The sequence below is a fragment of the Billgrantia sp. C5P2 genome (genome assembly GCF_051062895.2).
In genome coordinates this window covers 1,373,209-1,385,351 of record NZ_CM128542.1, presented here as the reverse complement: position 1 = coordinate 1,385,351, position 12,143 = coordinate 1,373,209, and the positions used below count along the sequence as shown (strand labels likewise).

The 12,143-nt window shown below is 64.4% G+C and carries 11 protein-coding genes; 4 read left to right on the top strand and 7 right to left on the bottom strand.

The window, feature by feature from the left end; all coding sequences use genetic code 11:
* Positions 1–210 precede the first annotated feature (210 nt).
* The 3 genes from htpG to ACRWQA_RS06405 form a co-directional block, all read right to left on the bottom strand.
* Positions 211–2,115 (bottom strand): molecular chaperone HtpG, encoded by a 1,905-nt coding sequence (gene htpG, locus ACRWQA_RS06415; protein ID WP_434228652.1) that lies wholly within the window; start codon positions 2,113–2,115, stop codon positions 211–213.
* Positions 2,116–2,207: 92 nt separating this feature from the next.
* Positions 2,208–2,678, bottom strand: coding sequence for a PaaI family thioesterase (locus ACRWQA_RS06410; RefSeq protein ID WP_434228654.1), 471 nt, complete (start codon positions 2,676–2,678; stop codon positions 2,208–2,210).
* Positions 2,671–3,192, bottom strand: a complete 522-nt coding sequence (locus tag ACRWQA_RS06405; protein ID WP_434228656.1) for a PaaI family thioesterase — start codon at positions 3,190–3,192, stop codon at positions 2,671–2,673. The genes ACRWQA_RS06410 and ACRWQA_RS06405 overlap by 8 nt, the downstream gene beginning before the upstream one ends.
* A gap of 198 nt (positions 3,193–3,390) precedes the next feature.
* Between ACRWQA_RS06405 and ACRWQA_RS06400 the strand changes: the two genes are divergently transcribed.
* Entirely contained in the window at positions 3,391–5,343 is a 1,953-nt protein-coding gene (locus ACRWQA_RS06400) for a transglycosylase SLT domain-containing protein (RefSeq protein ID WP_434228658.1), read from the top strand.
* An 18-nt stretch (positions 5,344–5,361) separates the two neighbouring features.
* Here ACRWQA_RS06400 and ACRWQA_RS06395 read toward each other — a convergent pair whose 3' ends face one another.
* A complete protein-coding gene (locus tag ACRWQA_RS06395) occupies positions 5,362–6,003 on the bottom strand; it encodes a LysE family translocator (protein WP_434228660.1) in 642 nt (213 codons plus the stop codon).
* Between the two features lie 370 nt (positions 6,004–6,373).
* On the opposite strand from ACRWQA_RS06395, the gene ACRWQA_RS06390 reads away from it, so the two are divergent.
* A complete protein-coding gene (locus ACRWQA_RS06390) occupies positions 6,374–6,580 on the top strand; it encodes a cold-shock protein (protein WP_102626783.1) in 207 nt (68 codons plus the stop codon).
* A 130-nt stretch (positions 6,581–6,710) separates the two neighbouring features.
* Here ACRWQA_RS06390 and ACRWQA_RS06385 read toward each other — a convergent pair whose 3' ends face one another.
* The 3 genes from ACRWQA_RS06385 to ACRWQA_RS06375 all read right to left on the bottom strand — a co-directional run bounded on the left by ACRWQA_RS06385 (position 6,711) and on the right by ACRWQA_RS06375 (position 10,104).
* On the bottom strand, positions 6,711–7,448 hold the full coding sequence (locus tag ACRWQA_RS06385; protein ID WP_434228662.1) for a hypothetical protein: 738 nt from the start codon (positions 7,446–7,448) through the stop codon (positions 6,711–6,713).
* Positions 7,449–7,580: 132 nt separating this feature from the next.
* On the bottom strand, positions 7,581–9,494 hold the full coding sequence (locus ACRWQA_RS06380) for a M48 family metallopeptidase (protein ID WP_434228664.1): 1,914 nt from the start codon (positions 9,492–9,494) through the stop codon (positions 7,581–7,583).
* Positions 9,495–9,507: 13 nt separating this feature from the next.
* Complete coding sequence (locus ACRWQA_RS06375; protein WP_434228665.1) at positions 9,508–10,104, bottom strand: LemA family protein; 597 nt, start codon at positions 10,102–10,104, stop codon at positions 9,508–9,510.
* A 105-nt stretch (positions 10,105–10,209) separates the two neighbouring features.
* Here ACRWQA_RS06375 and ACRWQA_RS06370 point away from each other — a divergent pair, with 105 nt between their 5' ends.
* Both ACRWQA_RS06370 and ACRWQA_RS06365 read left to right on the top strand, forming a co-directional pair.
* Positions 10,210–11,808 (top strand): cation:proton antiporter family protein, encoded by a 1,599-nt coding sequence (locus ACRWQA_RS06370; RefSeq protein WP_263580636.1) that lies wholly within the window; start codon positions 10,210–10,212, stop codon positions 11,806–11,808.
* Positions 11,809–11,839: 31 nt separating this feature from the next.
* Entirely contained in the window at positions 11,840–12,127 is a 288-nt protein-coding gene (locus tag ACRWQA_RS06365; RefSeq protein WP_434228668.1) for a hypothetical protein, read from the top strand.
* Positions 12,128–12,143 lie beyond the last annotated feature (16 nt).

The following is a 12,143-nucleotide window of genomic DNA, read 5'->3' as shown; positions in this document are numbered from 1 at the left end:
GGCTATTCATACCTGACCATGCCGCAATGCACAACCGCAGCGCAACCGATAGACAGCACATGAATGTAGCACTATCCAGCTGAAATTACGGAAAAAAACGAAGGATGACGTTGACGTCAAGGGAGGCTAGAGGGCGCGTATGAATACGAACAGGCCGCCCGTAGGCGGCCTGATAGGGGTTGGCGTCGAAGGCGCGACCGGCGCCGAAGCTCAGGCCGTCAGCAGGGCATTGAGCCGCTTGACGTAGGCCGCCGGGTCGTCGAGATGCCCGCCCTCGGCGATGATCGCCTGGTCAAGCAGCACCTGGGCCAGGTCGCCGAAACGCTCGCCTTCGGCCGCCTCGAGCCGCTCTACCAACGCGTGGCCTGGGTTGAGCTCGAGGATCGGCTTGACCTCCGGCATCTTCTGCCCTGCGGCTTCCATGATGCGGCGCATCTGGTAACCCATCTCGTGCTCTGGCAGCACCACGCAGGCCGGCGAGTCGGTCAGGCGATGGGTTACCTTGACCTCCTGTACCGCATCACCCAGCGCCTCCTTGACTCGCTTGACCAGCTCTTCCTTGGCCTTGGCGGTCTCCTGCTGGGCCTTTTTCTCCTCCTCGCCCTCGATCTCGCCGAGGTCAAGCTCGCCCTTGGCGACGTCGACGAAGCGCTTGCCTTCGAACTCATGCAGATGGCTCATCAGCCACTCGTCGATACGATCGTGCAGTAACAGAACCTCGATGCCCTTCTTGCGGAAGATCTCCAGGTGCGGGCTGCTCTTGGCGGCATTGAAGCCGTCGGCGACGATGTAGTAGATCTTCTCCTGCCCTTCCTGCATGCGGCCAAGGTAGTCGGCCAATGACTGGTCCTGGGTGGCACTGTCGGTGTGGGTGGAGGAAAAACGCAGCAGCGCCGCGATCTTGTCGCGATTGGCGAAGTCCTCGGCGGGGCCTTCCTTGAGTACGCTGCCGAAGGTGTTCCAGAAGGTCTGGTAGGCCTCCTTGTCCTTGGCCAGCTTCTTGAGCATGTCCAGTGCGCGCTTGGTCAGCGCGCCCTTGATCTTCTCGACCTTGGGGTCCTGCTGCAGCAGCTCGCGGGAGACATTGAGCGACAGCTCGCGGGTGTCGAGTACGCCCTTGATGAAACGCAGGTAGAGCGGCAGGAACTGCTCGGCATCGTCCATGATGAAGACGCGTTGAACGTAGAGCTTGACCCCCCTTGAGCCATCGCGCTCGTAGAGGTCGAACGGCGCGCGCCCCGGCACATAGAGCAGACTGGTGTACTCGAGCTTGCCCTCGACCTTGTTGTGGCTCCAGGTCAGCGGATCGCTGAAATCGTGAGCCACGTGTTTGTAGAAAGCCTTGTACTCGTCGTCGGAAATCTCGCTCTTGGGACGCACCCACAGCGCCGTGGCCTCGTTGACGGTCTCCCAGGTAGTGACCTCGCTGCCCTCGATCTCGTTGCCATCGTCGTCCTTGGCGGCCTCGACCTTGGGCATGCGCACCGGCACCTCGATATGGTCGGAGTACTTGCGCACCAGACTCCTCAGGCGGAAGTCGTCGGCGAACTCCTTGGCGTCCTTCTTCAGGTGCAGGACGATCTCGGTGCCGTGCAGTTCACGCTCCAGGTCGGCGACGGTGAACTCGCCCTCGCCCTTCGAACGCCACTCGACGCCTTCGGCCTTGGCCGTGCCCGCCTTGCGCGTGCGCACCGTGACCTCGTCGGCGACGATGAAGCTTGAGTAGAAGCCCACGCCGAATTGGCCGATCAGGCGTGCATCCTTCTGCTGCTCGCCGGAGAGCTGCTTGAGGAATTCCGCGGTGCCACTGCGCGCGATGGTGCCGAGGTTCTGGATCACCTCGTCGCGACTCATGCCGATGCCGTTGTCGCGCACGGTGACGGTGCGGGCCTTCTCGTCGTGCTCGATCTCGATGCGCAGCTCGCTGTCGCCCTCGTAGAGCGCATCGTTGTCGAGCGCGGCGTAGCGCAGCTTGTCGCAGGCGTCTGCGGCATTGGAGATCAACTCGCGCAGGAATATCTCCCGGTTGGAGTAGAGCGAGTGGATCATCAGGTGCAGCAGTTGCTTCACCTCGGTCTGGAAGCCGAGGGTTTCCTCGTGAGCGGTCGTGGACATGGATCGGTTACCTCATGGCTTGAACTCACGGCGGCGCGTAGCGCGTCGCCGTTTCAGAACTGTTCAGCGATATGGGGTCCGACTTCCGCTTTTCAAGCGTCGTTCGGTTCCAGTGCACCCAATACCAGATGCAGACGGGCCGTGGCCACCGGCTGATCCTCCGACTCCTGCCAGGCCGTGACCTGGACGTTGGCCAGGCGTCGCCCTTCGCGCAGCAGTTGGCAGCGGGCGTGGGTGGGAACCACCCGGGCCGTGCGCAGGTAGTCGATGGAGAAGTCGACGATACGCGGCAGTCGCGGCTCGCGCGCCGACAGCATCAGGTCGAGTGTACCGGCGGTTTCCATGAAGGCCGCCACCACTCCCCCATGTAGCGCCGGCAGCAGGATGTTGCCGACGTTGTGCTCGCGCGGCTCGAGATGAAAGATCAGACCATCGCCGGCAGCGTCCGGTGTCGCCGACACGCCGATATGGCGAGCATAGGGGAGCCGCTCCAGCCAGGCGGCGATATCGCCTTCGCTACGGGTCCGGGCCAGCCAGGCTACATCGTGAAATCCTTCAGGCATGAGCGACCTCCCCGAAAAGCGCCTCGGCGAACCCCGGCGGCGTATTGCGTTCCCCGAGGCGCACGAAGTTTCCGATGCCGCGGGCGATGGGCCGGCCCGGCTCCTGCCATAGCGTGCCCTCGGTGAACACCATGGCATTCGTCACGCGAAGCACATGGGCTTCGGCCATGATCGGCTGGCCCGCCACCGCCGGTCGGTAGTGGTCGACGCGCAGATCGAGCGTCGGGCATACCTCCGGCGCCGGTAACCCGCACAGCACCGCCGAGCCACATACGGTATCCAGCAGCATGGTCAACACGCCGCCGTGTACCAGGCCGCGGTCGGCATCACCCAGCAGCTCGTCGCACCATGGCAAGCGCATGCGCACCCAGGGCGGATTGACCTCTTCCACTTCGAGACCCAGGCCACGCGTATGCGGAATGACATTGACGAAACGGCTCAGGCCAGCTCGCCAGACGTCGGAACTTCGACCTGCCACGGCAGGCCCGCTCTGCGGTTCGTCACGTTCGCTCACCCCACCCTCCAACAAGCGTTTGATCAATCTTGCTAGACTAGTTGGCGGGCGAGACCGGCACAAGTGCCATGACCCGTGCGCGGCCCCGAGAAAAATTTCCACTGAAGCGCCGAGAAAACGGCGCGGCGGTCTACTCAAAGCAGCTTCGATAAGCGAGGATAGGGACAGTTCGTCACCGCCTTCCGGAGGCCGTTCCACATGCGCCATACCTTATCGTTCCGCCGCGCGTCCGGTTGGCTCGCCGCGGCCGCTTTCAGCTTTTCCGTTACCGCGCATGCCCAGCCCAGCGACAGCGCCATGCGCACGGCGCTGGAAGCCGCGCGCAATCACGAGTGGCACCGAATCGACCAGGCCGCCATCGACGGCCACGTGCTGGAAGGCTACGTGGAGTATCACCGCCTGCGCAGCCGCCTGCCTCAGGCCGAGCCGGGCCAGATCCTGGAGTTCATCGAGCGCCATCGGGGGGCGCCCGTCGCCGACTGGATGCGCGGCCAGGCGATCGCCCGTTATGGCGCCGCCGGGCGCTATGGCAGCCTGCTGGCCGTGGCCGACGGCGAGCCCAGCGGCACCGAGCGTCAATGCCACTACTACACGGCGCTGCTCGGTAGCGACCCTCAGGCGGCAGCGGAAGGCGGTCGTGCCCTCTGGCGCGTCGGCCGCTCACAGCCGGATGCCTGCGACACGCTATTCGACCACCTACGCGCCAACGGCGAAATCAGTGAGTTCGATATCTGGCAGCGCATGATGCTGGCTTGGGAGCAGAGCGAGACCGGCCTGGTCAGCTACCTGGGGCGACAGCTCGGTCGCCGCTGGCAGGAGGGGCGCGACGCCGTGGAGCGGCTTCAGCGCAGCTATGCCGACATCACCCGGATCCCCACCTGTATCGGCCCCGAGTGCCGCGGCAGCGGGCCGCTGTTCGCCGCCGCCATGCACGGCTTCATCCGCGCCGATACCGAAGCCGCCATGGAGGCGTGGCGCAAGATCGCCGCCCACCTGCCGATCGAGGAGAACCACCGGCATGCCATCGAGGAGGACCTCGCCTTCTACTCACTGGTACGCGGCATCGAGCACAACCTGAGCTGGGTCGACGAGGCTCTGCCGCGGATCGGCACTGCCCGCGTGCTCGAGCTGCGCATCCGTCATGCGCTGGCGAACCGCGATTGGCACGACGTACTTCGCTGGGTCGACCTGATGCCCGAAGAGGCCCGCGAGGACAGCCGCTGGCAGTATTGGAAGGCTCGCGCCCACGAACAGTTGGGCGACCAGGAACGGGCCGAGGTGGCCTATGCGCGTGCCGCCCGGGAGCGCAACTTCTTCGGCTTCGCCGCCGCCGACCGCATCGGCCGCCCCTACTCCCTGAACCTGGAGCGCAGCACACTCAACGACAGCTTCCGCGACCAGGTGGACCAGTGGCCGACGGTGCAGCGCACCGAGGCGCTGCTGCGGATCGGCGAGGAGGGCCTGGCCAACAGCGAATGGTTGCATGCGGCGGCCACCGCGTCGCCGCGTGAAGTCAGGGCGCTGGCCGATTATGCCGCACGCCGCGGCTGGCATGCGCGCCTGGTACAGACCACCATCACCGCCCAGCTGTGGGATGCCCTGGACTGGCGCTTCCCCGAAGCCTACCGCGAGCATTTCCTGCACTGGGGACAGCAGACCGGGGTCGATCCTTATCTGCTGATGGGCATTGCACGGCGCGAGAGCGCCTACAACCCGGAGGCGCTCTCGCCGGCCGGCGCCCGAGGCCTGATGCAACTGATGCCGGGCACCGCGTCCCTGCTCAGCCGCCAGCTCGGCATCAGCGATCCCGGCCCCTACGGCGTGCTCGATCCCGAGCTCAACATCCGTCTGGGCAGCACCTACATTCGCGACATGACCAACCGCTACCGGGGTAACCGCCTGGCGGCGGCGGCGGCCTACAATGCCGGTCCCGGCCGGGTGGACCGCTGGCTGCGCGACGCGCCGGAGGAGTTCGACCTATTCGTCGAGTCGATTCCCTTCCGCGAGACCCGCGACTACGTCCAGGCCGTGCTCTCCTACCGCGTGATCTTCGAAAGCCTGGCCAACGGCGGCAGCAGCGAAGGCGTAGCCATGCTCAGCCAGGCGGAGAAAACGGTGCGCTACGACGCCTCGTTGCTCGCCAGGAACTGATGGCCGCTACCTTAGAGGTCAGGCTGGCTGGCGTTCCAGCGCCAGCCTGACCCCGAACAGGATCAGCACCGCACCGGTCACCCCGTTCAGCGCGCGGGCGAAGAGTTGGCTGGCCAACCAGCGCCCCGCACTACCGACCATGAGCACGATGGCGATCTGCCACAGGTTGGCGATGACGAAGTGCACCCCGGCAAGCCACAGCGACTTGAGCAGCGCCGGGTCGGTCGGAGCGATGAACTGGGGCAGGAAGGCCATGTAGAAGACCACTGTCTTGGGGTTGAGCACATTGGAGAGCAGCCCTTCGCGCAGCGGCCTCCAGGCCGGCACGGATTGGCGCCTCCCCTGCATCGCTTGCACTGGCAGAGCGTTACCGCGTCGCGCGGCGATCAAACCGTTGATTCCCAGCCATATCAGGTACGCCGCCCCCGCCAGCTTGAGCGCACTGAAGGCCCACGCCGACTGGAGCAATATCAACGAAATACCCAGCGCCGAGATCGTGGCATGCACGAACAGGCCACAGCAGATTGCCAGGCTGGTGAGCACACCATCGCGCACTCCCCCGCGTGCCGTATTGCGAATGACCAGCAGGGTATCGACCCCAGGACTCATCGACAGCAGGGTGATGGCGACCAGAAAAGGCCAGAATTGTGCGTCCAGCATGACAGGGCTCCGGTTAGGTAAGACATGAGTTCGAGTGACCCGACGAGGAACATAGCCGAGCGTGGTCAGGGCTGGCTGCGGGTAGCACAAAGTATGGCTAATTTAAGGCAACGGATTCGCTGGACGCTCGGAATTTTTCTATCTACAGTGGATTGAGCGGATGATATCGGTGAAGCGAGGCCACTGCCACAGATCGCAACCTCCCTCGCCGGCTGCTTCCGCTGCGTTGGCCTGCAAGTGGAAAGTCGTCCCGTCGTATGTCGAGTTCTCGATGCACCCGAAGCGCACTTTTCAGCTCTTGCCCACGCACTTCGGGCCCGGCATTGCCGAGTGCCCAGCACGATCAATCTGTAAGTAAGGAAAATCGACAATGGCAACTGGCACTGTCAAGTGGTTCAACGATACCAAGGGCTACGGCTTCATCTCTCCGGACGACGGCGGTGATGACCTGTTCGCGCACTTCTCCGAGATTCAGGCTGAAGGCTTCAAGACCCTGCAGGACGGTCAGAAGGTGACCTTCGAAGTCACCCAGGGCAAGAAAGGCCTTCAGGCCTCCAACATCCGGCTCGCCAACTGAGGTAACGCCTCGACAGGCCCGGAGCCAGGCCGTCTATATGTGGCCCGGCAGTCAGACGAAAGGCCCACTCCTTGGAGTGGGCCTTTTTCGTATTCCCGTTCGACATGCCAACCCAAGCCGGCATGGGAACTCAGTCTTCCGGATCGGTTTCAGCCCGGGTCGACGCCTCGGTGCTTGACTCGGCTTCCGGCTCGGGTTCGATCCGCGGGAGATCGCGCCTCGGCTCGCTACGCTCTGCCTCCTCGAACTGCTCGTCGAGCTGACGCCGTGCCTCCTCGAAGCGACGCTCGGACTCTTCAAGCCAGGCGTCGACATCCGACTGCGTGACCTCGCCGGTTCGCTCCGCCTCTCGCTCGATGGCCGAGGAAGAGCGACCCTCGTCGTCCTCCATGGGCTCGAGTGACGACTCGAAATCGGTTCCACCTTCCATGGGTTCCAGGGCGGGATTGCTGCGCTCCACTTCCTCGAACTGCTGGTCGATCTGGCGCTGAGCCTCTTCGAAGCGACGCTCGGTATCCTCGATGATCGCATCCACATCGGAACGAGTGGGCTCGCCCGGAAGCGCACCACCCTCCTCCAGCGTATCGACGGGAGACTCACCCAATGTCTCGGCTTCGGCGTCTATTTCCTCGTCCTCGCCGAGCGACGCCTCGCCTTCCGGTTCGCTCTCGGTCGCGGCCTCCTCCTCCTCAGCGGGAGGCGGGGCCGATGGCTCATCTTCGGTGGTCTCGGTGGCGGGCGCCGTCTCGGCCGCGGGCTCGTCGTCCTGGGCTGGCACGGTCGGCTCATCGCCGTCGTCGCCGCAGCCTGCCAGCATCAAGGCAAGCGTCAAGGCCGCGGCGGCCGGAATCCAGGGTGTCTTGGCCATCGATTTTCTCCCATCCATATGAGACCCGCAAAGGGGCTTATTCCAGCAGAGCCCGGCGAACGCTGCAAGCCGCCAGGGAGCGAGTCACCCTACTGCTTGGACAGTGGCAGGGAAAAACGATCCATTTACACATCAATCCATGGCTGCTATCGGCAACGGACAGTCGAGCGACCAAGCCACGGCCCGCAACAGTTCGGCTTCCTGAGCGTGGACATGGTTATCGTGCACCACGCAGCAAGTCATGGCGTCAAGCAACCTGATCCGATCGCCATCACTCAGTTGACGACAACGCGCCAGGGCCCAGTCGAGTTCCTGGGGCGTGGCCGGCTGGGGCAGCAACGTCATACCCAAGCCCAACCTCTCGGCCGCTTCACGGAACGCTTCCCCTGCCCGTGTCTCGTCGTTGTTTCCCGCCAGCGCCAGGCTCGACAGCAGGCGTTCCACTGCCGCCTCGATCCGTTCCAGAGACAGTCGGCGTCCGCGATGATGCGTCGCCCCCTCGCTACCGACGACGACCAGGCGATACAGAGCCCACTGCAGGGCGCCAGGGGCGTGCTGGGCCGCCATCAACCGCTCGAGGCAGTCGCGAAAGCGCGCGTACTGAGCCACCGAAAGCTGCCGCAGCAAGGGCAGGCACAGCTCGATCAGCGGCAGCCGTTGGCCCGGTCGTACCTCGCTAAGCGGCAGGTCCAGCCGCTCGAGCTCCGCCAGCACGTCCGGCAGGGCGGCTCCGATCAAGACCTGCCGCTGGCTGGCGCGACTGGCAGGCTCGGCCCCCATCAATAGACCGTAGATCACGGCACGGGCCGCATAAGGGTCGTGCACGGCTTCGAGCAGCCTGGGATCGATTCCGGCCAGCGCTCCTCGCGCCAGCTCCAGATCCACTTCACGCGGCTCACCGATCCGCTCTGCCGGCCTGGCAGATGCCGGCCGGGCTCCTCCTCCACTCAGGGCCGCCGCCTGGGCCGGCCTCACTTGGGCGGCCGTCTCACTGGAGCCGGTTGCGGCAACGGCCTCTCGCGCGGTGTTCGGCTCAGGCAGTTGGCCGTCCCATTCGGGCTCGAGACGTCGAATTCGGGTCGCCAGCGGCGGGTGAGTGGCGGTGAGGCCACGCAAGCCAGGCAGGCCGCGGCTGAAATAAAAATGGCTGAACTCCTCGGCGCGGGTCGCCCCCAGCTCGGAGCCATGGGCGTGCGCCGCCACGCGTTTCAGCGCATCGGCCAGGCCCGCCGGGTTGCGGGTGTACTGCACCGCGCTGGCATCGGCCAGAAACTCGCGCTGACGACTCACCGCCGCCTTGATCAGGTTGCCGCACAGGGTACCGATGAAGCCCACCAGCATCAACGCAAGCCCGGCGCCAAGCAGCACCACGTGACCGTTGCCACGTCGGGAGCCACGTACCACGCGCCGGGTCGCCATTCCTCTCAGCAGCATGCGTCCAACGAGCCCGATCACCAGAATGCCGTACAGCAGCGCGATCAAGCGCATGTTGAGGCGCATGTCGCCATGCAGGATATGGCTGAATTCGTGGGCCATCACCCCTTGTAGCTCGTCGCGCGACAGGCTGCGGATGGCGCCTCGCGTCACGCCAATGACCGCGTCCCGGGACGTATGGCCGGCGGCAAAGGCGTTGATACCGGGCTCGTCGATCAGATAGACCGCCGGCACCGGCAGCCCCGCGGCGATCGCCATCTCCTCCACCACGTTGAGTAAGCGGCGCTCGTCGGGATCGCGAGTGGCGGCATTGATGACCCGGCCGCCCAGCGCTTCGGCCACCGCGGCACCGCCGGCGCGCAGCTGCACGTGCCGCGCCAGACTCCCCGCTGCAACCACCAGCAGCACGCCGAGGGCCACGCCACCGAGTAGTAGCGGATCGAGCGCCCGGGCCAGGGGGTCGACGGCCGGCTGGCCGCCATCGAGCAGCACCATGGCCAGCGTCACCACCGCGACGGCCGCAGCGATCATGCCGATCACCGCCATCATCAGCAGCAGAACCAGCCAGACGGTGAGGCGCCTTGCGCGCTCTTGGGCACCGAAGAAATCCATCGCCGTGTACCCGTCAGAAGCGAACGCTGGGTGCGGCCTGGATCTCGGCGCTATCGTCGAACTCCAGCAGCGCTGCGTCCTCGCTATGACCCAGCGGCCCCGCCAGCAACATCGGCGGGAAGCTCTGCTTGTAGGTGTTGTACTGCATGACCGCGTCGTTGAAGGCCTGGCGGGCAAAGGCAACCCGGTTCTCGGTGCTGGTGAGGGTCTCGGAGAGCTGGCGCATGTTGTCGGAGGCCTTGAGGTCCGGATAGGCTTCCATCACCACGTTGAGCCGGCCCAGGGCGGCCCCCAGCGCGCCCTCGGCACCGGATAGCTCGGCCATAGCGCCGGGCTCGCCCGGCCTGGCGGCAGCCGATTTCAGCCCGGCCATGGCGGCATTGCGCGCCTCGGTCACGGCGGTCAGGGTGTCGCGCTCATGAGCCATGTAGGCCTTGGCGGTTTCCACCAGGTTGGGGATCAGGTCGTAGCGTCGCTTGAGCTGCACCTCGATCTGGGCGAAGGCGTTCTGGTAACGGTTCTTCAGCGCCACCAGGCGGTTGTAGATGCTGACACCGTAGACCACCAACAGGGCCAGCACTACCAGTAGCAAGATTGTCGTAACTTGCATGTTATCTCCTCATTGCCGGCTTCTGGCAATGACTTCGCCAGTGCCATTTACACGGCAAACTCTTACACTCTGCCTTCGGATACATTATCAGAACATTGGGGATAGATGATCGACGCCGCCTACATCATTGCCGCTCTCCTCGGTGGCGTGGCTGCCATGGCCATCCGCCTGCCGCCGCTCGTCGGGTTCCTGGCGGCCGGCTTTGCCCTCAACATGCTGGGCTATGAGTCGACACCGCTGCTCACCACGATCGCCGATGTCGGGGTGACGCTGTTGCTGTTCAGCATCGGGCTGAAGCTCAACGTCCGTCAGCTGCTCAAGGGCGAGGTCTGGGGAAGCGCATCGCTGCACATGGTAGGGTCCAGCCTGCTCTTCCTGCTCGTTCTCGGGGCGCTCAAGTGGCTGGGTCTGGGGCAACTTGCAGGCACCGGCTGGTCCACACTGCTGTTGCTGGGCTTCGCACTCTCCTTTTCCAGCACGGTCTTCGTAGTCAAGGTTCTCGAGAAGCGCAGCGAGACCCAATCGGCTCATGGCCGCCTGGCCATTGGGGTATTGATCATGCAGGACGTCTTCGCCGTAATTTTCATTTCGGCCTCGTCCGGCGAGCTACCGAGCCCCTGGGCCATCGGACTGGTGCTGCTGATACCGTTGGCGCCGTTGCTACGCCAAACGCTGGATCGCTTCGGACATGGCGAGATGCAGATGCTCTTCGGCATGTTCCTGGCCTTGGTACTGGGTTACGGTCTGTTCGAACTGGTCGGCCTCAAGGGCGACCTCGGCGCCCTGGTCGTCGGCCTTCTGCTTGCACCGCATCCCGCCGCGGGAAATCTCTCCCGCTCGATGTTCAATCTGAAGGAGCTGCTGCTGGTGGGCTTCTTCCTGAGCATCGGTTTTACCAGTACACCCACTTGGGAAATGCTGGGCATGGCCGTTCTGTTGGTAATTGCGCTACCACTGAAGAGCGTACTCTACCAAATAGTCTTCATGTCCTTCCCGATGCGCCACCGCACCTCGCTGCTGGCCACCTTGGCACTCACCAATTATTCCGAGTTCGGTTTGATCGTGGGCGCCCTGGCGGTCGCCACAGGCTGGCTGGAACCGGAGTGGTTGATTGTACTGTCGCTGGCGGTAGCCCTGAGCTTCGCCTGTTCCGCCGTGCTCAATACGGTCAGCGAGGGTGCCTACCGCCGTCTGGAAGCGCTGCTCCCCGCCAGGCAGGAGCAGGCGCTGGCGACCCGTGAACGGCCGATAGAGATCGGCGATGCCCAGGCAGTGGTACTCGGCATGGGACGAATCGGGCGCAGCGTCTACCGGCGGCTGCGAAAGCACTATGGCTTGCGGGTGCTAGGCATCGACAGTAATCCGAAGACCGTCACCGACCTGAGCGAGCGTGGTTTCAATCTGCTCGAAGGAGATGCACTGGATTCGGATTTCTGGGATAAGTTGCTGATGTCCGGCGACGTGCAGATGGTGATCCTGGCCATGCCGCACCATTCGGGCAATCTCTTCGCGCTGCAACAATTGCGCAACCGACAGTTCCCTGGCCGTATCACTGCGGTCGTCGAGTACCCCGAAGAGATCGAACCGATACGCGAACTGGGGGCCAACGCGGTCTTCCATGTCTACGACGAGGCGGGACGAGCCCTGGCGGACAGCGCTGCCGAAACCGCCGGTGTCGCTCCCGTAGCGCAACAGATGGGCTAAGACGAGCCCCATTCATTACGAGAGAGCACGCATGCAGGACTTTTTCACCTGGCTGGGCCGCACCTTGGGCGAGATCATACGTTTCGTGGTCGACCTGCTGACCCATTTCTTCCAGAACCTGGGCGCCTCCGCTCGAGGCTTCTTCAACGGCCTGGCCACCTCGCTGGGCATCCCCGCCACCGTGGTCAGCCTGGCGGTGCTGTTGCTTGGCCTATGGTTGCTCTATCTCGCTCTGCGTGCCCTGATGCGACGCAGCCTGATCGCCACCCTGATCTGGGCAGTACTCGGCGTGACGGTATTGAGCTGGTTGATCTATTGAGCACAGTCACCCGAAC

What these genes read in the sequence shown, in the direction of transcription:
- htpG (WP_434228652.1), bottom strand. Translation starts at nt 2,115, where the DNA reads ATGTCCACGACCGCTCACGAGGAAACCCTCGGCTTCCAGACCGAGGTG.
- ACRWQA_RS06410 (WP_434228654.1), bottom strand. Translation starts at nt 2,678, where the DNA reads ATGCCTGAAGGATTTCACGATGTAGCCTGGCTGGCCCGGACCCGTAGC.
- ACRWQA_RS06400 (WP_434228658.1), top strand. Translation starts at nt 3,391, where the DNA reads ATGCGCCATACCTTATCGTTCCGCCGCGCGTCCGGTTGGCTCGCCGCG.
- ACRWQA_RS06395 (WP_434228660.1), bottom strand. Translation starts at nt 6,003, where the DNA reads ATGCTGGACGCACAATTCTGGCCTTTTCTGGTCGCCATCACCCTGCTG.
- ACRWQA_RS06390 (WP_102626783.1), top strand. Translation starts at nt 6,374, where the DNA reads ATGGCAACTGGCACTGTCAAGTGGTTCAACGATACCAAGGGCTACGGC.
- ACRWQA_RS06385 (WP_434228662.1), bottom strand. Translation starts at nt 7,448, where the DNA reads ATGGCCAAGACACCCTGGATTCCGGCCGCCGCGGCCTTGACGCTTGCC.
- ACRWQA_RS06380 (WP_434228664.1), bottom strand. Translation starts at nt 9,494, where the DNA reads ATGGATTTCTTCGGTGCCCAAGAGCGCGCAAGGCGCCTCACCGTCTGG.
- ACRWQA_RS06375 (WP_434228665.1), bottom strand. Translation starts at nt 10,104, where the DNA reads ATGCAAGTTACGACAATCTTGCTACTGGTAGTGCTGGCCCTGTTGGTG.
- ACRWQA_RS06370 (WP_263580636.1), top strand. Translation starts at nt 10,210, where the DNA reads ATGATCGACGCCGCCTACATCATTGCCGCTCTCCTCGGTGGCGTGGCT.
- ACRWQA_RS06365 (WP_434228668.1), top strand. Translation starts at nt 11,840, where the DNA reads ATGCAGGACTTTTTCACCTGGCTGGGCCGCACCTTGGGCGAGATCATA.